The organism is Paenibacillus sp. FSL P4-0127 (assembly GCF_038007325.1).
GTDB classification, from domain to species: Bacteria; Bacillota; Bacilli; order Paenibacillales; family Paenibacillaceae; genus Fontibacillus; species Fontibacillus macerans.
Genome location: NZ_JBBOWY010000001.1, coordinates 2,176,717 through 2,195,060, shown reverse-complemented (window position 1 = coordinate 2,195,060; position 18,344 = coordinate 2,176,717). Strand labels below are relative to the sequence as shown.

Annotated in this window: 20 protein-coding genes and 1 pseudogene; 6 read left to right on the top strand and 15 right to left on the bottom strand. The window is 52.0% G+C overall.

Features of this window, described 5'->3' with window-relative positions:
* Positions 1 to 153 precede the first annotated feature (153 nt).
* From NYE74_RS09780 to NYE74_RS09750, 7 genes are all read right to left on the bottom strand, one after another.
* The gene (locus tag NYE74_RS09780; protein WP_124333172.1) at positions 154 to 888 is read right to left on the bottom strand and encodes an SIS domain-containing protein; all 735 of its coding nucleotides are present in this window, start codon (positions 886 to 888) and stop codon (positions 154 to 156) included.
* A gap of 6 nt (positions 889 to 894) precedes the next feature.
* Complete coding sequence (locus NYE74_RS09775) at positions 895 to 1,641, bottom strand: creatininase family protein (RefSeq protein ID WP_036619958.1); 747 nt, start codon at positions 1,639 to 1,641, stop codon at positions 895 to 897.
* Between the two features lie 14 nt (positions 1,642 to 1,655).
* Positions 1,656 to 2,648, bottom strand: a complete 993-nt coding sequence (locus NYE74_RS09770; RefSeq protein WP_036619955.1) for a phosphotriesterase family protein — start codon at positions 2,646 to 2,648, stop codon at positions 1,656 to 1,658.
* A gap of 31 nt (positions 2,649 to 2,679) precedes the next feature.
* Positions 2,680 to 3,978 carry a PTS ascorbate transporter subunit IIC gene (locus tag NYE74_RS09765; RefSeq protein ID WP_316561478.1) on the bottom strand — a complete coding sequence of 433 codons (1,299 nt, stop codon included), beginning with the start codon at positions 3,976 to 3,978 and terminating at the stop codon, positions 2,680 to 2,682.
* Between the two features lie 88 nt (positions 3,979 to 4,066).
* Positions 4,067 to 4,330 carry a PTS sugar transporter subunit IIB gene (locus NYE74_RS09760; RefSeq protein WP_036619949.1) on the bottom strand — a complete coding sequence of 88 codons (264 nt, stop codon included), beginning with the start codon at positions 4,328 to 4,330 and terminating at the stop codon, positions 4,067 to 4,069.
* A 52-nt stretch (positions 4,331 to 4,382) separates the two neighbouring features.
* The gene (locus NYE74_RS09755; RefSeq protein ID WP_036619947.1) at positions 4,383 to 4,814 is read right to left on the bottom strand and encodes a PTS sugar transporter subunit IIA; all 432 of its coding nucleotides are present in this window, start codon (positions 4,812 to 4,814) and stop codon (positions 4,383 to 4,385) included.
* A gap of 28 nt (positions 4,815 to 4,842) precedes the next feature.
* Positions 4,843 to 6,939, bottom strand: a complete 2,097-nt coding sequence (locus NYE74_RS09750; protein WP_283776253.1) for a BglG family transcription antiterminator — start codon at positions 6,937 to 6,939, stop codon at positions 4,843 to 4,845.
* A 592-nt stretch (positions 6,940 to 7,531) separates the two neighbouring features.
* Between NYE74_RS09750 and NYE74_RS09745 the strand changes: the two genes are divergently transcribed.
* From NYE74_RS09745 to NYE74_RS09720, 6 genes are all read left to right on the top strand, one after another.
* Positions 7,532 to 8,206, top strand: a complete 675-nt coding sequence (locus tag NYE74_RS09745) for a response regulator transcription factor (RefSeq protein WP_124333174.1) — start codon at positions 7,532 to 7,534, stop codon at positions 8,204 to 8,206.
* Positions 8,194 to 9,393 (top strand): HAMP domain-containing sensor histidine kinase, encoded by a 1,200-nt coding sequence (locus tag NYE74_RS09740; protein ID WP_170180030.1) that lies wholly within the window; start codon positions 8,194 to 8,196, stop codon positions 9,391 to 9,393. Before NYE74_RS09745 ends, NYE74_RS09740 begins: the two co-directional genes overlap by 13 nt.
* 69 nt (positions 9,394 to 9,462) lie before the next feature.
* Positions 9,463 to 10,371, top strand: a complete 909-nt coding sequence (locus tag NYE74_RS09735; protein ID WP_036627592.1) for an ABC transporter ATP-binding protein — start codon at positions 9,463 to 9,465, stop codon at positions 10,369 to 10,371.
* A complete protein-coding gene (locus tag NYE74_RS09730) occupies positions 10,352 to 11,500 on the top strand; it encodes an ABC transporter permease (RefSeq protein WP_278738031.1) in 1,149 nt (382 codons plus the stop codon). Before NYE74_RS09735 ends, NYE74_RS09730 begins: the two co-directional genes overlap by 20 nt.
* On the top strand, positions 11,439 to 12,083 hold the full coding sequence (locus NYE74_RS09725) for a hypothetical protein (RefSeq protein ID WP_036619933.1): 645 nt from the start codon (positions 11,439 to 11,441) through the stop codon (positions 12,081 to 12,083). Before NYE74_RS09730 ends, NYE74_RS09725 begins: the two co-directional genes overlap by 62 nt.
* A 100-nt stretch (positions 12,084 to 12,183) precedes the next feature.
* On the top strand, positions 12,184 to 13,182 hold the full coding sequence (locus NYE74_RS09720) for a UDP-N-acetylmuramate dehydrogenase (RefSeq protein WP_341005308.1): 999 nt from the start codon (positions 12,184 to 12,186) through the stop codon (positions 13,180 to 13,182).
* A gap of 21 nt (positions 13,183 to 13,203) precedes the next feature.
* On the opposite strand, the gene NYE74_RS09715 is transcribed toward NYE74_RS09720, so the two are convergent.
* The 8 genes and pseudogenes from NYE74_RS09715 to NYE74_RS09690 form a co-directional block, all read right to left on the bottom strand.
* Complete coding sequence (locus NYE74_RS09715) at positions 13,204 to 13,791, bottom strand: hypothetical protein (protein ID WP_155619567.1); 588 nt, start codon at positions 13,789 to 13,791, stop codon at positions 13,204 to 13,206.
* A gap of 12 nt (positions 13,792 to 13,803) precedes the next feature.
* Positions 13,804 to 14,140 (bottom strand): annotated as a pseudogene (locus NYE74_RS33310) (suppressor of fused domain protein).
* A 404-nt stretch (positions 14,141 to 14,544) separates the two neighbouring features.
* Complete coding sequence (locus NYE74_RS09710) at positions 14,545 to 14,991, bottom strand: DUF6630 family protein (protein ID WP_036619932.1); 447 nt, start codon at positions 14,989 to 14,991, stop codon at positions 14,545 to 14,547.
* A gap of 42 nt (positions 14,992 to 15,033) precedes the next feature.
* Complete coding sequence (locus NYE74_RS09705) at positions 15,034 to 16,008, bottom strand: hypothetical protein (protein WP_036619929.1); 975 nt, start codon at positions 16,006 to 16,008, stop codon at positions 15,034 to 15,036.
* A gap of 47 nt (positions 16,009 to 16,055) precedes the next feature.
* On the bottom strand, positions 16,056 to 16,874 hold the full coding sequence (locus NYE74_RS09700; protein ID WP_341004763.1) for a WG repeat-containing protein: 819 nt from the start codon (positions 16,872 to 16,874) through the stop codon (positions 16,056 to 16,058).
* 4 nt (positions 16,875 to 16,878) lie between these two features.
* On the bottom strand, positions 16,879 to 16,989 hold the full coding sequence (locus NYE74_RS33305) for a WG repeat-containing protein (RefSeq protein ID WP_082207681.1): 111 nt from the start codon (positions 16,987 to 16,989) through the stop codon (positions 16,879 to 16,881).
* A gap of 61 nt (positions 16,990 to 17,050) precedes the next feature.
* On the bottom strand, positions 17,051 to 17,494 hold the full coding sequence (locus NYE74_RS09695; protein WP_036619927.1) for an ATP-binding protein: 444 nt from the start codon (positions 17,492 to 17,494) through the stop codon (positions 17,051 to 17,053).
* A gap of 2 nt (positions 17,495 to 17,496) precedes the next feature.
* The gene (locus NYE74_RS09690) at positions 17,497 to 18,234 is read right to left on the bottom strand and encodes a tRNA(His) guanylyltransferase Thg1 family protein (protein WP_341004762.1); all 738 of its coding nucleotides are present in this window, start codon (positions 18,232 to 18,234) and stop codon (positions 17,497 to 17,499) included.
* Between the last annotated feature and the right edge of the window lie 110 nt (positions 18,235 to 18,344).

Sequence of the window (18,344 nt, the reverse complement as noted above, 5' to 3'; positions counted from 1 at the left end):
GGGGATTTTTCAGCTTAACACTACAAGTAGCTGGTTGAACGCTTTCATTTTATCAAATAATGCAGCCATAACAAAGAAAAGGCTTGCCTACTTAACTATCAAGTAGAAACAAGCCCTTTGGTAAAGGATATTTTGCGTCCTGTGTATCCCCGCTTAGGAAAGCAGCGGGATTCTGTCCCGGTAGCGCTCGATCAGCCGCCGGTTGTGATCGTCGGCGCCGTCGATATTGCCGCTTAAATAAACGGGCGGCTCGTAGCCCCGCTCGATCATATAGCGAATCGCCTCGGCGAAGATGCCGTTGAGGATCGCCGCCCCGATCACCGTAGAAGTCGGCGTGAACGGGGTCGCCAAGTCCGGGTGGGTCAGCACGGCGTCGCCCCTCACCGAATAATTGTCGATGACGAGATCGACGGAATTGAACAAATGCTTGCCGCTCACGTGCCGGGACGGCTGGCTTTGCGAATATTCCAGCGAAGTGATGCCGATCGTGAACGCGCCCTTTTGCTTGGCGATTTGCGCCGCGTCGACCGGAACCGGATTGCGGCCGGAGGTCGACAGCACGAACATCACCTCGCCCGGCCGGATATCCTGCCCGTGCATGAACTCCTCGGCCAGCCCGTTCTGGCGTTCCAGCTCGGAGGAACGGACCGCTCCCTCATGCAGCATCAGCTTTTCCACGAATATCGGGTGAATCGGCACCAGCCCGCCGGCCCGGTAGAACACTTCCTCGGTCAAAATATGCGAGTGCCCGCAGCCAAACAGATGGATGATGCCGCCGTCCATAATCGTTTCCGCGGTCCTGCGGGCTGCCTGGCCGATTTGCTCCGCCTCCCGCTCCTCGACTTGCTGCAAAATGCGGCGGATATGGTCAAAATAAGTATGCAGCATCGGCAATCACTGCTCCTTCCCGCTTTGTAATCGCTGCTTGGCCCCCTCGATCATGGCCGTCATCGTGTTCAAAGTCGCTTCAATGACCGCTTCGCCTTTTTCCTTGGTGGCGATCGCCGCATTGCCGAGCACGGCCGTCGCGGTGAATTCCTCCCATGGCGTCGGGGTGCAATCGGCCTCGATCCCGATGTTCGGAACGTCGTTCAGCGCCTTGTCCATGTTCACATACTCGCCGGCCAAATAAAGCATATACGAGGTTTCCAGCTCGCAGGCGTGAAAATAGGAAGCGTGCGAAGCCGGGGTTTCCCGCACCCGCTCGATCGCCTGCTTTGACCCGGGATAAAAGAAATAATACACTTTCAGCTCCGGGTAATCTTTGTAGAGCAGACGGGCCGCCTCCTTCAGCGCCACCGCGTTGCCGAGATGCCCGTTCAGCATCACGTAAATGCGCAGGCCCTGGCGGTACAGGCTTTCCCCGATGTCATACAGCATCCGGATCAGCGCTTCGTTGGAGACGTTGATGCTGCCGGGGAAATTTTGCAGGCTCCACACCTGGCCGTAAGGAAGCGTGGGGAGCACGAAGCTCTCCGTCCGCTCCGCCAGCCGGCGAGCGAGCCGCTCGGCCAGCAGATTGTCCGTGCCCAAAGGCAGATGGGGGCCATGCGCCTCTACCGCCCCGATCGGCAGGATGGCGCAGGGCATGCGCTTGATTTTCTCCGCGATGTCGAAGGCGTTTTCGTCTTGAAAAATCATCCTGTCGCGCCCCCCTACTTTTTAAAGGCAAAACATCTTGCCGGATTCGCCACGAAAAACTTATGGATCAGCTGCTGCCCGTCAAAGCCGGCCCGGTCGGCTTCATCAATAAACCGCGGCACCCACTTGGCGATAATATATTCCAGCCCCGGCCCATAGTCGTAATGCTTGTAGTAGGTTTTGCGGGCCGTGTCCCCGCTGACCAGAATCTGGTCCTCATAACCTTTTTTGACGAGTTCGAGAATCAGGCTGATCCGCGTGCTTTCGGGCGCGTATTTGATTTTGGCGATGCCGTCGAAGGACAGGAAGGCGCCGGTTTTGGCGATTTGCTCATGGTAGTACGGGTCCGGATTGCGGTCCATATGGCCCAGGCTAAGGTAGCTTAAGTTTATGTTTTCGCTGCGCAAAAGCTCGATTTGCTCCAGCCCCATCGTGCCAACCTCGGTATGCGAATGGATCGGTGCCTTGGTCTCATGATGGGCGCGGGCGACGGCGCGCAGCGTTTTTTCCTCCAGCGGCGTAATCCGGTTGTAACCCGTGCCGAATTTAACCTGGCCGGCTTTGAACGGCGTGCCCTCGAGCCCTTCCTCCACCTCGCGGACGACAAAATCGGTAAGCTCGTTGATGCTTTTGGCCTCGATCCATTCATAGTAGGTCTCATAGCTCCCGATGATCGGCTTCAGCTCGTCTTTGACCTTCGCGTCCCAGAGAAAGCTTTTGTTGAAGCCGGCGGTACCGATGATGCGCACCCCGGTTTCCTTCATAATATGGTGGACCGCCGGCACATCCCGGCCGTAATCGACCGCCGTCGCGTCGACGATCGTCTGGCCGCCGTGTTTTTTAAAATCGAGCACATCGAGTTTGGATTTTTCCGGATCGTCCAGCAATAAGTCGTCCTCGCCGCGCTCCGACCAATGGGCCGGGCGGCACACGATATGCTCGTGGGAATAGGTGAACCCCATCTGTTCCGGGGCGATGTCCGCGTCAAGCGTTCGTACGAAAGTCATGGTGATGTTCCTCCCAATTTATGTGTAATCTTTAGAACAGCAGCCCGGCCAACAGCCGAATGATCGGTCCAAGAATGAACATATCGGAATCGGCCGCCCACATCGCCGTATCCGGTACGGTCGAGGAGATCAGATAGCGGACCATAATGAATTGGCCCCAGGCGACGATGGTCGCCGTGATAAATCCGGCCATCAGCGCGCCGCGCACCCCGCCGGTCGAGTTGCCGAACACGCCCGCGGTGGCGCCGTGGAAGAACAGAACGATCATCGTCGGCACGAAAATATAAGCCACGGTATTGCCAAGCACAACGAGCCAGATCAACGCGCCGGCAAACGCTCCGATAAAGCCGAGAATGACCGCGTTGGGCGCATAAGGATAGGTGACGGGAGAATCGAGCGCCGGTTTGGCGCCGGGTACGATTTTGGTCGCGATCCCGTTAAACGCCGGAACCAGTTCCCCGATGAACATCCGTACCCCCAGCAGCACGATCGCAATCCCGCCGGCAAACGTGAGCGACTGAATGATCGAGTACATGATGAAGTTTTGTTCTCCCGCCTTGGCGATCAATTCCTGGGCCCCGGGCGTCCCTTTTATGGAGATGATGATCGCGCCGATAAAGAACAGGACACCCATGCTAAGCGCCGTAATGACGTTGGAATCGCGCAGAAATTCAAGCCCTTTCGGCACTTTGATTTTTTCCGAATCGTTCTCTCTGTTGCCGAACCATTTGCCGAACAAGGCGCCCAGCAAAGCAACCGAAGCCGAGGTGTGGCCGAGGGCGATATTGTCGTTGCCGGTGATTTTGCGCATAAACGGCTGCGTCAGCGCCGGCTGGAACGTCCAGTAGAGCCCCAGGATAACCGCCAGGAAAAGCACAAGCTTCCATTGAGGGACCGCTCCTCCCGCCGTATGAACGACGATCCCGGCAAAAATGGTGGCGGTCCAGAACATCATGTGCCCGGTCAGGTAAATGTATTTGAACCTGGTGAACCGGGCCAGCAGCACGTTAATCAGAAAACCGAGCAGCATCGCCATGGTCACGGAGCTGCCGAATTTGGCGTTAAACGCCTCCTGGCCGAGAAATTGGCCCAAGCTCACCGATTGCAGACCGAAAACTTCCTTCCACATCGGTTCAAACACGTTTAGCGCGCCGACGATGACGCCGGAGCCGGCCGAAATGATCAGAAAGCCGATCACCGCTTTAAACGTGCCGCTGATTACCTGGCTGGTCGTTTTTTTCTGCAGCAGCAGACCGATTAGCACGATGAATCCAAGAAGAATCGCCGGCGTTCCGAAAATATTGTTGGCTATCCAAAAAATAACGTTCATGGAGCCATCCCCCTAAAAGTTTTGTGAGCGTTACTTCCTTACAAACTTCGAACAAAACTCGCTTCGCTTCGGAAGCATAGGCTCATTTTTACATGGCTTCTTTCAAGTTTTGTTCAATTTCCTTCAAATCAAAGTAATTGTTGACGATCACGATTTTGCCCGCGTGCCCTTGCAGGCTTTGCGCCAGCTCATTGCTGGTGATAATGTAATCGGCCGGCATGCCGGAAGCGGTGGATACGTCCGTATGCTCCACATCCGCCTGAACGCCCATCTCTTTTAAAACCGATTCCACGTTCATCCGCAAAATCAAACTCGTTCCTTGTCCTAACCCGCAAACACATAAAATTTTCATGCTGATTCCTCCCGTAATATAGTTTCTTCCGCTGCCGGACTTCCGGTCGTTATCATTGGATGATCGACTCGATCTCCTCGGCGGTTTTGGCTTCTTTAAGCGCTTCTACGTTAGCCGGATCATTGAGCAGGGTGGTCAGTCTGCGCAGCAAGGCAATGTGGTCCGAGCTGGAAGAAGAGCCGAGCGCGAACACAAGCTCCACCGGATCGTTCTCGGGATGCCCGAACGCAACCGGGCGCCGCAGCCGGACGAAGGAAACCGAAGCTTCCCGGACGCCGTTTTCCGCCTTGGCATGCGGTAAAGCGATATGCGGCGCAATGACGATATACGGGCCGTTATTGCGGTATGCCGACACCATCGCCTCAACGTAGCTGCCTTCCGCAGCGCCGCTGTCAACCAGCAGCTGCCCGGCCGCGCGGATCGCCTGCTCCGCGTCCTCTGCCTCGATATCAAGCGATATGAGGCCCTTTTCCATAAAATGCATGTTCAAAAACTCCTCCTTAGGTTATCCATCAAGTCGCGGAATATTGTAAAATCATCCGGGTGATTTCCGCTTTTTTATCAGTATTCCCCAATACCTGCCTGTTCTGTTCGTCAACGAGCATGTTTACCAGCTGCGAAAGTGCCTTCAGATGGGATTCCCCATCCATTCCGACAACGACGACCAGCAGTTTTACGAGATGCCTGGCCTGGCTGCTGAACGCCACCCCTTTGCGGATGGTCAGCAACGCCATGGAAGCTCTGGCGGCCCCGTCCTCCGGCCTGGCGTGGGCGATGGCCACACCGGGCGCGGCGACGATATAAGGGCCGTATTGATTCACCTTGTCGATCATGGCCTGCACATACCTGTCGGTGATCGAGCCGTCCTGCAGCAAAGGCTTGGCCGCCACCCGGATCGCCAGCCGCCAGTGGGAAACTTCTTCCCGGATCGTGATCCGCGCAGGAGTCAACAGCTCGCCCAGCGCTGGCTTGAATTCTTTCGGCGCCGGCGGTCCTTTGGCCGCCGTCAAATAACGTTGTATATCCTCAAGCAATGCTTCCTTATCGGTAATTTTTGCGTGTTTGCCAACCAGTTCGACGATCGCTTGCGCGGAAAGCCCTGGCTGCTGCCCGGCTCTGTGCTCAAGGTAAGGGGCAACTTGCCCCAGCAGATGCGCTTTCTCCGCATCGCTCATAATCGCGTTCAAGATAAACACCGGAACCGGGCTCCCGGGCAGCGGCACGGTGGAAAACAGAAAATCAACCTTGCCCTTGAACTTCTCGTATTCGCGGAGCGAAAGAACGGCGGTTAGGTCGATCGAGGGGAACAGCTGCTCCAGCTGATTTTTTAGCATCCGTGATGCCGAAATCCCGCTGACGCAAACGACCGCCGCCCTTTTCCGCGGAACGGGCTCGGCCTGCTCCCGCCGCAGCCACCCGCCGAAGTGCATCGACAAGTAAGCTATCTCGTGCCGGCTGATCGGTTTTTCGAATACCTTTTCCAACGGCGGAATCGATTTTTGGGTTAACTCGTACACTTCCCGGTACTCCTTCATCATCGTCTCCGTCAGCGGATTCTCGATGTTCAGTCCGTATTTGGTCCGATAAAAAACCGATTTGACATGCAGAAACAATTGCTTCTTGAGCGCTTCCCGGTCTTGGAAGTAAACGCAGCCGTTTGTTTCGAAAAGGCCGATCATCTCCTCTGTCGCCTGGCGCAGCCGCTTGGCCTCCAGCGTGTCGGACTCCACCTCCACCCGGTTCACCTTGGCGGCGAGCAGGTACACGGTAATGTAGCAGATTTCATCTTCGGGAATGCCGACGCGGAAAAGCTCCCCAAGCTTTTCGGCAATTTGCGCGGCTGCTTTGTATTGAAGCGTTTCCTGTAAAGCCGCTTTTTCTTCTTTGTCCATCTTGACCGCGTTGCCTTGCGTGAGCCGGGTGGCGGAAAGCCAGAGCCGGATCGTCAGGTGGAGGATCGTCTCATCCGTCAGCTCCATGCCGATCAATTGTTCGCCGGAAACGATCGTGCCGTATACCGAAGCCATCTGCTCTTCCCGGAATGCCGGGAAATGTCTTTTGAACAGGTCCGCGTGGATCAATCCGTCAATGGTCGCGGAGAGGTTATTCCAGTCGCCATACGGCAGCAGCTCGAACAGAAAATGAGACATAGCGGCTCTGAGGTCTTTTTCATTGCCTTGGATCAAGTAGCCCTGCTTACGGTCAAATTCGAGGGTCAGCCCGTATCCGGCAAGTTCGGCTTTTAGCCGCTTCAGTTCGGCATGGGCGGTGCCCCGGCTAACCTTCAGCAATTCTTCCATATCGTGCAGAAACATCGGCCCGCTCCGGTAAATCAGCTGCAAACAAAGCAAGGCTTTGCGTTCGCTGCGGGACAAATAGTATTGCTGCGGCTGCACGGTTTGCGCTTTGGCCGGAAGCTGCGTCCGCGACGCGTCGGGAAGCAGAAACCCCGTTCCGCGAACGTATTCGACGGGGGCCAGCCCGCTTTCGCGCAGCCAGTCATTGATTTTATCCATATCGTAGTAAACGGTGCGCTTGGAGACATGGAATTTATCCATCAATTCTTGAACCGGCATATACGCTTTGGTCTTCTGAAGCAAGGCAAGGATCGAAGAACTGCGCTCGTCAAGTATGCCTCACCACCCGCTTTCCTAAGAGGTAGTTCCCTCGCACTTATGGAGGTTGTTTACTGGAACTATCAAAAGTCTCTCTCTTTGCAGATCATTATACGCAAGGCGTTTTGTATAAAACAGCGCAATTATTGTCCCCAGGCTATTTGCAAAATTATACGGTGAGAATTCGCTCAGGCGGTCCTCTGATGCGTAAACCAGTCCTCTGGGTTTAGACTGCCGGAAATAGAGGTAATTTTTGTCGTTATTTTGAGATTTCTCCCCTCCTGCGCAAAATAGCGGAATTTTTTTCCGTTATTCGGGGGCTAAGCTAGAAAAAAGCGCCTGTTTGCCCCCATCTTTCTAAAATAGAGGAAAAAAATTCCCCTATTTTTGCTGTACTCCCTTTTGGGGCGAAAATAAGGACCTTTTTTACCGCTATTCCCAGGACCTCCACAAAAACGCTGGCCGTCTGCTCCCCTCACACACGTCCGTCCTATCACATAATCAATAATTCAACTACTTTATAGATAAAAAGTTGATCGTTCGATGATATGCTTGATGGTATGCTTAAAGGTGCGAGGTGAACAAGATGAGCCAGACACTGCTAATCGTTGACGATGAAGCGGATATCGTCGCGCTGCTGAAGGATTATTTTGAATTGGGCGGTTATTCCGTACTGACCGCGGGCAACGGTTACGAGGCGCTACAGCAAATGGAAAAATCCCCAGACCTGGTGCTGCTGGACATCAACATGCCGGAGATGGACGGACTTGCGGTATGCGCGAAAATCCGCCGGTTCGCCGCTTATCCGATTCTGTTTTTAACGGCGAAGGCGGAGGATGCCGATAAGATCATCGGATTTCGCACGGGTGGAGACGATTACATCGTTAAACCGTTCTCCATCGAGGAGCTTGGCGCCAGAGTCGCTGCGCATCTGCGGCGGGAGGAGCGGAGCCACTCCCGTTCCAAGGCGAAATTCGCAGGCGATCTCGTGATCGACTATGGCGAACGAGCCGTTTTTTACCGCAATGAACCGGTTCCGCTGGCGAAAAAAGAATTCGAGATCATCGCCTTTTTGTCCCAAAATGCCGGTCAGGTGTTCGATAAAGAGCGGATCTACGAGCGCCTGTGGGGCTTCGACAGCGAGGGAGACAACGCCGTGGTCGCCGAGCATATCCGCAGAATCCGCGCCAAGCTGGCTTCGGCCGAATGTCCCAACTGCATCGAAACCGTATGGGGGGTCGGATACAAATGGATCGGGTAAAACGCTTCTGGAACAACCTTTCGATCCGGACGGTGCTGGTCATCTATACGATTTTTTTTATGCTGCTGGCTACGTTCTTGACTGCTGCAACATTGGGGATTTTGGAGAAAGTGGATCGTGCTATTGTAGAGCGCTATGAGGTATACGATTTCACTGTATTTAGAGACGATGCCGGCAGAGAAGTACCGATGTCCATCGGCGTCGATAAACTCGAATATACCCCGCAAGACCGGATTAAAGCCGTGGTCGTTCACATTGCCCAAATCGCAACCATCCCCGTATATTTCGGGGGCGGCATTCTTTTGGCCGCGTTTTTGTTTTACCGCAACAAACTGAAAAAGCCGATCGCGCTAATCAACCGGTCAGCGCACAAAATAGCGGAGTCCGATCTGGATTTCTCCCTGCGTTACGACTCAAAAGACGAAATGGGCAGGCTGTGCGCTTCGCTGGAAACGATGCGTCAGGCGCTGGAGGAGAACAATCGCAGCCTGTGGCGGATGATGGAGGAGCGCAAGCGCCTGAACGCCGCCTTTGCCCATGATTTGCGGACGCCCCTCACCGTGCTGCGGGGTTATGCGGATTTCCTTTGTCAGTACGTTCCCGAAGGAAAAGTCGGGCAGGAGAAGCTTCTTGCCACGTTATCCTCCATCTCAAGGCATACGCTAAGGCTGGAAAGCTACGTCCATACGATGAGCGAAACGAACAAATTGGAGGATGTGGAGATTAGAGCGGAGAAGATCCGCGTCTCCGATCTGACCAGGCAGATCGGAGACGCGGCCGAGGCGCTGAAGGCCCAGTCGGCCGTGGAGATCAGCATCGTGAACCGGATAAGCGCGGAGTCTGTCTGCGCAGATGCCCAGGTCGTTCTCCGGGTGGTGGAAAATTTGCTGTCCAATGCCCTCCGTTTTGCCCATGAAAGGGTGGAAATCGGGCTGTGCCTGGAAGATCCCCATCTCATCGCCGAAGTGGCCGACGACGGGCACGGCTTTACGCCGGAGGCGCTGCGGGAAGCGGCCAGGCCGTATTTCAGGGAAGGGGCGGTGGAGCCCGGCCGCGCCCATTTCGGCCTTGGCCTCTATATTTGCAAAACGCTGTGCGAACGACACGGAGGCTGGCTTAGCTGGTGCAACAGAGGGCAAGGTGGCGCTAGGGTAACGGCCAAGTTCCTTTGCACAACCGAAAGTTGATAAAAAGTTGAATCGTATTCTATATACTCTCCTTGAAGCTAATGGAAGGAGAGTTTTTTTGTGGGAAACATGAACATCGAAATTCACAACTTGAACAAGGATTACGGCCAAAAACAGGCGCTGCAAAATATAAGCCTGACGATCGGACAAGGCATGTTCGGTCTGCTCGGCCGCAACGGCGCAGGCAAAACAACGCTGATGAAGACGCTGGCTACGCTGCTCCGCAAAAAGACCGGAGACGTGACGGTATGCGGCATCCCGCTTGAAAACGCCAAGGAAATCCGCCGCATTATCGGCTATTTGCCGCAGGATTTTTCCATGTACGGGAATATGAGCGTGTACGAGGCAATGGATTATCTCGGCGTTTTATCGGGGCTAACCCGCGAAACCCGCAAAAAGAGAATCCCGCTGCTGCTGGAGCGGGTGAATTTGATTAACATCCGCCATACGAAAGTAAAGGCGCTGTCCGGCGGCATGAAAAGACGGCTGGGCATCGCCCAGGCGATTTTGCACGAGCCGAAGGTGCTGATCGTCGACGAGCCGACGGCCGGGCTCGATCCGGAAGAGCGCATCCGCTTCCGCAATCTGCTGAGCGAACTGGCCGGGGAGCGGATCGTTTTGCTGTCGACGCATATCATCGGCGACATCGAAGCGGCCTGCGAGGAGATCGCCGTGCTGGAAGCCGGCCAGCTGCTGTACCGGGGAACGGTGAAGGCGCTCGCAGGCAGCGCGGCGGGCCAAGTGTACAATGCGGTAGTACCACGCCCGGAACTGGAGCGGCTTAGGGAAACGTTCGTCGTCACGGGCATGTCTATGTTCGATGGACAGGCCAGCGTCCGGCTGTTGGCCGACCGGAAGCCGACCGCGAACGCGGTGGCGTGCGAGCCGGACCTGGAGGACGGCTACATGCTGCTCATGCGCGACCACGGGGCCCAAACCGATCAGGGAGGGACGGCTTATGTTCAGGAAGGAATGTAAAAAGACGCTGAAAACTTGGACGTTCTGGATCTATGTCGCGGTACTGCTCTTGTTTGGATATACGCAGCTTGGCACGGAGCTGGCCAAAATCGAGCCGCCCCAGCCGGGGCGCGAAAGCTACGGCATGAAATACGTCGACGACCCGGGGCTGATCATGAACGGCGCGGCCGCTTGCTTGGCCGGGGAATTCGCGGCGAACGCGTATATTGCGTATCCTCCTCCTTTCCGTTTTTACAAGAACGTAAAACTCGGGGACGCCAAGCAAGCGGAAATGAAGGCGATTGTATCGCAATTGACGGACAGCCAGCCGACCTACGAGCGGTTTAAAGAGCTGATGAAACAGGCGGACAAGCTTATCGGCGGCGGCTCTAAATACGCCGCATCGGACCTAATCCAGTTCGGCCAAACGCGCAAAACATATGAAGATGCGCTGGCCGAGTTCAACGTCATCTTGGAAAAAGACCGGATAACCGGCGCGCTCGCGCGGCTGTTCTGCGATTATCTCGGCATCGTGCTGGCGTTTTTCCCCGTTTTCGTGGCGGTTGCGCTGGGTATGCAGGACCGCCGGGCCCGTATGCGGGAACTCGTCTATTCGAGACGGGCTTCGTCCCTGGCGGTCGTGTTCGTCCGTTATGCGGCTATGGTGGCGGTGATGTTCCTGCCTGTGCTCGCCCTTGCCGGATACGCCACGGTGCTGACGGCGGGCGATTACGCCGGATACGCCATCGATCGGCTCGCCTTCATCAAATACAGCCTCGGCTGGCTGCTGCCGACCTTGATGGCGGCGGCCGCCGTCGGCGTTTTGCTGACCGAACTGACGGACTCGCCCGTCGCGATCGCCGCACAAGCGCTGTGGTGGATAATCGCGCTCAACAGCGGTCTAACGCATATGGAAGGCGGATACGGGGCCGACCTGATGCTGCGCCATAATACGATCGGCAATACGGAGGTTTTCTTGGCGAATATCGGCGTCTTGCTGGTCAACCGGATCGGCTATACGCTGTTGGCGCTTGCGCTGGTTGCGGCAGCAAGCCGAATCTACGAGCTCAAAAGAAAGGGGAAGCTGCATGGAAAAAACTTCGGCCTGGCAAACCTATTCGTTCATCGCAAGGTCCAATCTGAAGCGTAACGTGCTGCCCCATCTGCTGCTCGCCCTGCTCGTTCCGGCGCTCGCGCCTGCCCTGTTCGGCATTTCGTATCTGGACGCGGCGGCGGCCGCGATCCGGCTGGAGCGATTCATCGCGTTGATCGGCATCGTACTGCTTGTCCCGATTTTTGCACCGGAACAAGACAAGGACATCCGGGATCTGACGGAGACGAAGCCTGTCTCGCAAACCGGCATTTTACTCGTCCGGCTGTCAACCGCCGTCCTGCTCATGCTGGGGATTATCGCCGGCTTCGCTTGCGCCATGGCTTTAAGCGGCAGCGAGTTTCCTTTGGTCCGCTATGTTGCCGGCACGTTCTGCGGCGCGCTGTTTCTCGGGGCGCTTGGTCTGTTCGCTTATGGAATCAGCTATGTTCCCGTGATTGGCTACATGATTCCGCTTATTTTTTACGCTTTGAACACGGCGGGCGACAAATATGCCGGTAAACTGTATCTGTTCTCCATGTCCCAAGGCAGCTTCGGCGAAAAATACGCGCTTTTCGGAGCGGCCGCTCTCCTCCTTGCAGCGACTTGTTTCATTAGAGCAGCCATAAGACGGCTTAGGTAGCGGAAAATTTCTCGTTAAAAGCTTCAATCCTGGGGCGGGTCGTAATATAATGGTATGCGATTCTTTATTGTTGACCCAAAGGAGAAATCTTCAAGTGCAAATGAAATCGGAACTGTTTGTTTCAAATATAAATTTGGCTTCCTTCTCGACTTATGATATCGGCGGTGACGCCCGCTGGTTGGCCGCTCCGAAGACGGCCGAAGAAGTGCTGACCGCTTTAGAGCAAGCTTCGGCCAGCGGTTTGTTGCCGTATTTGTTCGGCATGGGCTCCAATCTGCTCTTTCCGGACCAGCCAAGCAAAGAAATGTTATTTATTTCCCTGCGGGAGCAGGTGGATTTCCATATAAAAGGAGAACGGCTGTATGTTTCCGCCGGTACGCCGATGTCGCTGCTGGCGCTGCTTGGACTATATGGGGGGCTTCCGGATTTCGAGTTTACTTTTTTGCTGCCCGGCACGCTGGGAGGCGGAATCTACATGAATGCCAAGTATTTTGACCGCCAGATCTGCGATGTCCTGGATACGGTGTACTACATCGACCTGACGGCGATTGGCCGGGGAATTCAGGCGATTGCGGGGCAAGACTGCGAGTTTGCCTACAAAAAATCGATTTTTCAGCGTCATCCCTGGGTGATTGTCGGCGCCGATTTAATGACCTCCCGCCCGGTCGCCCCCGCCACTATCGCCGTTTGCCGCAAGCAATTGGCCGCACCGTCGCTGAGCATTTCAAGCCTGGCGGAATTCTCGGCTTATTTTATCCGGCAATTTGAACAAAGACCGAACTCTTCCGCTGCGGCTTCAGCCGCGTTAAAAGGAATCATCGCGGATCGGACGGGAAAACATCACTTTTCTTTTCCATCCTGCGGTTCGGTCTTCAAAAACAATTACGCCATCGGACAGCCGATCGGCAAACTTGTGGAGAGCCTGGGCCTCAAAGGCACGGAACGCGGCAAAGCGATCATCTCCCCTACCCACGGCAACGTCATTCAAAACCGCGGAGGCGCGAAGGCAAAGGATGTATTGGACCTGATAAAACTGGTGCAGGAGGAAATTTATAAACACTACGGTTTTGTCCCCGAGCCGGAAGTGGTGATTGTATAGTCACGCACGCAGGTAAACTTTTCAAAAAGTAAACAGCAGTCCGAAATGGTGCTCCGCCGCTTTTTTATACAAAAGAATTAACTCGTCGTAAGCTTCAATCAACTCGGAAAAGCCGGACTTATTCAAAGCTCCATCCGAAGACATCCCTTTTTCCGCAAAAGTGCTTCTGCATTCAATCAGGCCCTTGAGTAATGATGGAACATCATCCGCCTGAACAAATCCCATGCCCATGCCTCCCGGATCCAGTTGAAACGTTCCCGCCCCAACCGGGCGGCCAAGCAGAACGTACTCATGGTCGAAGCTTGCAGGAAGTTCTTTTAAGTTCTCCAGTAAATCGTCCCAGGCATACGCAAGTCCGTGGTCCTCTTCCGGGTCGTAAAAACAAGTCATCGAAAAGTCGGCGAGTTCCTGCACATTTCCGACCTCAAATTCATCTTCCCAATCATGATCCAGCAGCTCCCCCGTATATACCGAGCGAACCCGCCCCATGCGGTTCGTAATGAACTCGCGTAGTGGCTCGGGGTCGTTTTTTTCGCCGCAAGCGATGATGAGACGGCAAAGCTCCTGCTCAAAACCTTTTGTATTAAATAGAAATGCTTTATGCTCCATGGTTTGACGCTCCTATCGGCACATGTTTTCTCGCTCTAAATCCAATACATCGCTGAAACCAGCCTGATCCAGCTTGTCCAGAAAATCATTGAACCCATAACGGTGTAAAAAGCTAACTTCCTCGTTGTAAAAAGGGGCGGCTACCAAAAATCGAATCTTCTTGCCCGAACCATGTCTTATTCTCGTGTGGAAACCTCCCCAGTTTCCTCAGCCAGGCAAGCGGCCAATAATTTTGGGGATCGACTAATGCTGCCGGGGATACATCCCAAGTTGACGGTAAGTACATAAGCAGCTCGGTATATTTCCACTCCTCCTCGTCGTCAGCCGTATTTGCCGGTAACGCGCTCATCCTGAAGTAATTAACGTGTAGTATCTTCTTGCGTTATTGCAGGCACCAAAAAAATATCGATATATACAATTTCGGAAGTCACTTCATGGTTCACAAGCTTGGGAGCACCGATATGTTTCGCAATATGGGTTATGGATGCTCTCCATTTCAGCTAAACTCAATTGTGCAGGGTTTTTGTGGACCAGTAGCCTTCGAAGTTGTCCATCGCTTCCGGATTAATACACATAAAGCGTGCCTTTCGGCCATCTTCCATACCAACCGCAAGGACAGTGTCCATATTTAAGGACCTCCAGCATTTCCCTGAAAAATTTCGGACAGCCTTTGTAATCCTTAAATACTTCCTCTATGCCCGCATTAAGCATTAGCCAGCTCAAAATCTATTCAGACCTTCTGCCGTCCAAAACTTATTCAAAATACTGAATATATCTTTCCTGGATAGGCGTCCATTCATCGTCCACGATTTCAACTTCCAGCAATTTGGATTTATGCTCCAAGTTAGATATAAACAGGGCGCAGAAGTCGCCGCCGGTTGGATAATAGAATAAGCCGTAGCCTTTGGGCGAAATAAGCTTGTTCACTTCTTTGATCTTTTCCGGCACATATTCATACGCGAACTCCCCCAGTTCCTCGAGTTCCTCTTCGGAAGCCAATTCAAGGTTATGGGCGAATTCATAATCCAAAATATAGTTCACAATCTCTTGATTCTCTTCGCCTCGATGATCGAGATAGAGAAATCGCTTCGTAGCAAATCCGTAATCTACTAAGTCCGAGTACTTATCCAGTATCTCGGGGTTATTTAACAAGTCTTGATCTTCCTCGAAAATAAGGGGGATGAGCGCTTTTTCTGACATTCTGAAGTCCTCCTGGTGGATTATGTAGGATGATTACTATGATTATCGAAACAGCTCCCCATGTTGGTTAGGGATATACTCGGGGTAATTCTTGCGGTAGAAATGATCGATCAGACGCAGCATCGGGTCCCACTCCGGGTAAGGTTCAGGGTTGCTGATCTCCATTTTGGCTTCCGGGTTGTTCATTAAAAAATCTTCAAAGTGCTCGGGAATCGGCAAGCCCTGCATTCTCCGCACATGAATCAGGAACAAAATTTCGTAGGGATAAAATCCATATCGATAATCGCCAAACTCATGAAAATTCCCTATTTCAGAAGCCTGCACCGAATGGAATAATGACATGCTGCCGATCAATTGCGCGATCTCCGTTGGGTCGGATGTCGACCATCGATCCAATACGTGCCGATACACCTCCAGGTCATCCGGTATCGAATCGTACGGCAGTCCGGCCTCCTTCAACTTTTGCTTCACAACGGTATGTACGTGTTGATCGGTTCCTGCGACGGTCTTTTTTCTATATTGCAAATACAACTCCATCAAAAACCACACGTGTGTGTTCGGATCATCGGCGTCCAGAATGTTCCCGCCCAGACGGTTTACTATAAAATCAAAGAGTATACTTTCTTCTTTCTCCCACCCAAACATTGTGAAATGAATTAACGCGACGATAACTTCTCTAAACGTATACTCCGTCATCATCTTAGGATACCGGACTTTATAAAGATCCTGCGCCATGCATTGATAGAAAACGGCCATTTGCATGTGCTTTAAACCTTCCGGCCGCTTCCCGCCGGTAATCAATACGTCGTTTTTCCATTGGGACAGGTAATAGGAAGCTATGGAGTCTAAATCGATCAGCAATATGTGATCTTTTTTTGTATTATTTGATTCTACTATATCAACGACTTCGCTTTTGTCCTCATCATAATCTTCTTTGACATCTTCAAACTTGATCCCATTCACAAAATTTTTACTGTATCTTTTGTACGCTATATTGAGTTTTTTGGGGTTGAGCATTCGACTAGTCTCCTTCTTCCAACAAATCCATATCTTTGGCCCCTGCGTTAACCCGGGTTAGGTTTATATACCCAGTGACCGTACCGATCAATGTAACCCCACTCGCCATCATAAGTGACCAAACCGAGTCCACTTTTCAATTCGTGTGCTGTATTAAACACATTTTTCAAAACATATCGCCCTTTTCTGTCGATATAACCGTACCTGTCTTTACTTTCCACCGGAGCCAATCCGTCAACGAATGCCCACACGGTTTGAAATTTGGGTCTGATCACGGCTTCTCCCAAGCTGTTCAAGTACCCCCACTTCCCTCCTGTCTTGAAGCGAAACCCCGCCAGACCTTCACTAAAATCTTTAACCTGGTAGTATTGGGGCGGGATTACGAATTCCCCGAGTTTATTGATAAACCCATATTTGTCTCCATCGATCGAGACACCGGCCAATCCTTCGGAAAACGGGGAAACGGACGAAAATTGCGGAGGAATCACTACATTTCCTGTTTCATCCATATATCCATCTTTACCCTCTAAAGATACAAAAGCTAATCCATCCGAAAAGGCATCAATAAAATCATAATAATCAGGCTCGATAATTGCATTACTCTGCAGATCATATAGTCCCGCTTTTCCATTGATTAAAGCTGAAAATGTCCCGTTGGGATTAACCCCAATGATTCGTTCAAAGATCGGCTCCACTACATACTGACCGGTTTTGTTTATACAACCGTATATACCATTTGTACCTACAATGGCAAGCGCATTCTCAAAATTCCCCTCATAATCATGATCTCCCGTTAGTTCTATCGCCAGTTCATTTTTCGAATTGATATAGCCCTTTTTGTTATCAAAACTCCATACATAGGCCAAACCCTCAGAAATCACTTGCCATCTTGTATATAGGAGGAATCACGATTTCTCCCTTATTGTTAATGAAGCCGTATTTTCCATCTACAAGGATTCTAAATAACGGTTGCTCCTCCATCCGGGTCCCCTCCGCGTTTATTTCTTTTTGGTTAACATATAGCTCTGTCTTATCATTACCTTCAATCCTTTGTCATCTTTTCAATCACAAACCCATCACTATGCGACTTCACTAGATACAGCTCGTCAAATCCCTCACTATATGAAGGGGGCTGCAATTTTTTTAATGTGCTTCTGATCCCTATTTCTGCGACCTTTTCTTTCCCTTGCCTCTGTTCGTTTCGCTCATACGATAAATCATAATTGGGTTCAAAATAATAACCCACGATTTTAAATTTATGTTTTTTAGCTAATTCGATATATTTTTTCCGATCCTCCACGGCAGGATTCGTATTATCCACTACAAAGGGCAGGCTGGTACGAAGGGAGGCTTCCAGAAAAACATTCTCCCGATGCCTGGATCTTAACATGTCGAGGTTTATCCTCATATGGGTTTTAAAGAATTTTTCCTTGTAAAATGTTGATTTCCCGGAAGCCTGAATTCCGATGAAAATAACACATTCCATAATTATTCATCCTTTGATAAATACACGAATTGGTTGATGTACTCTCTATCCTGACTAAAAATCGGCGTATTGAGGTCTACGTCCCATTTGCTGCGAATCGCTTCCCCTTTTTTAAAATACTGCTTGGTGATACATGCCCCGCGTTTTTGCCAAACGGGCAAGTCGTTCCAATTGATGCCTTTCTCCAAGAACAGCTTATCCTGAAGTTTTCCCCCGTCCAACCCCTGCAGTTCCTCGTGAGGAAAGTTGGCCTGAGCCACCATCGAAATACTGTTTTTAGTCGCGTCTTGTTGTCTCCAGAGAAAATAATTAGTGACTTCATCATGAGGAAGCACCCAAGCCCGGCTATCAAAAGTAGCCAGCGGTTTATCCGGATAGGCTTCTTTAATGACCTCATTGAACTTTGCGGTAGCCATTGAGGCCGAAACCGAAACCATCTTTTGCAGATTATTTTCAAACCAGGATTGTGTTGTTAGCTTGTCATAATTGGTCAAAAGAATCGATATCTCGTCACTTTGATGATAAATCAACTTGCAGCCCATCATATTCTGCGCCAAGTACTTGCAGGTCTCCCAAAACGCTTGGATTAACGCTTCATCGAACGGTTTTTTCATATCCCGCGTAAAGGTGTGAAAATGGGAGCCATCGATTCGAATGATCACCGGGAGCCGCTGAGGAAGCGTTTGTCTAAAAACGTTCTCATACCCCTTCATTCGGTTGCCAAAGTCGTCTTTTTTCATTATTTGTTCTTTTGTCTCCTTCTTAATCATGCATCCAAGGCCCATTATAGATAATTATGGAAACATCCTCAAACTGTTGACCGTTCAAGAACTTTCGCTGGGTAGTTCCA

Coding starts and splice junctions, on each gene's coding strand:
- NYE74_RS09780 (WP_124333172.1), bottom strand. CDS start 888: ATGCTGCATACTTATTTTGACCATATCCGCCGCATTTTGCAGCAAGTC.
- NYE74_RS09775 (WP_036619958.1), bottom strand. CDS start 1,641: ATGATTTTTCAAGACGAAAACGCCTTCGACATCGCGGAGAAAATCAAG.
- NYE74_RS09770 (WP_036619955.1), bottom strand. CDS start 2,648: ATGACTTTCGTACGAACGCTTGACGCGGACATCGCCCCGGAACAGATG.
- NYE74_RS09765 (WP_316561478.1), bottom strand. CDS start 3,978: ATGAACGTTATTTTTTGGATAGCCAACAATATTTTCGGAACGCCGGCG.
- NYE74_RS09760 (WP_036619949.1), bottom strand. CDS start 4,330: ATGAAAATTTTATGTGTTTGCGGGTTAGGACAAGGAACGAGTTTGATT.
- NYE74_RS09755 (WP_036619947.1), bottom strand. CDS start 4,814: ATGCATTTTATGGAAAAGGGCCTCATATCGCTTGATATCGAGGCAGAG.
- NYE74_RS09745 (WP_124333174.1), top strand. CDS start 7,532: ATGAGCCAGACACTGCTAATCGTTGACGATGAAGCGGATATCGTCGCG.
- NYE74_RS09740 (WP_170180030.1), top strand. CDS start 8,194: ATGGATCGGGTAAAACGCTTCTGGAACAACCTTTCGATCCGGACGGTG.
- NYE74_RS09735 (WP_036627592.1), top strand. CDS start 9,463: ATGAACATCGAAATTCACAACTTGAACAAGGATTACGGCCAAAAACAG.
- NYE74_RS09730 (WP_278738031.1), top strand. CDS start 10,352: ATGTTCAGGAAGGAATGTAAAAAGACGCTGAAAACTTGGACGTTCTGG.
- NYE74_RS09725 (WP_036619933.1), top strand. CDS start 11,439: ATGGAAAAAACTTCGGCCTGGCAAACCTATTCGTTCATCGCAAGGTCC.
- NYE74_RS09720 (WP_341005308.1), top strand. CDS start 12,184: ATGAAATCGGAACTGTTTGTTTCAAATATAAATTTGGCTTCCTTCTCG.
- NYE74_RS09715 (WP_155619567.1), bottom strand. CDS start 13,791: ATGGAGCATAAAGCATTTCTATTTAATACAAAAGGTTTTGAGCAGGAG.
- NYE74_RS09710 (WP_036619932.1), bottom strand. CDS start 14,991: ATGTCAGAAAAAGCGCTCATCCCCCTTATTTTCGAGGAAGATCAAGAC.
- NYE74_RS09705 (WP_036619929.1), bottom strand. CDS start 16,008: ATGCTCAACCCCAAAAAACTCAATATAGCGTACAAAAGATACAGTAAA.
- NYE74_RS33305 (WP_082207681.1), bottom strand. CDS start 16,989: ATGGAGGAGCAACCGTTATTTAGAATCCTTGTAGATGGAAAATACGGC.
- NYE74_RS09695 (WP_036619927.1), bottom strand. CDS start 17,494: ATGGAATGTGTTATTTTCATCGGAATTCAGGCTTCCGGGAAATCAACA.
- NYE74_RS09690 (WP_341004762.1), bottom strand. CDS start 18,234: ATGAAAAAAGACGACTTTGGCAACCGAATGAAGGGGTATGAGAACGTT.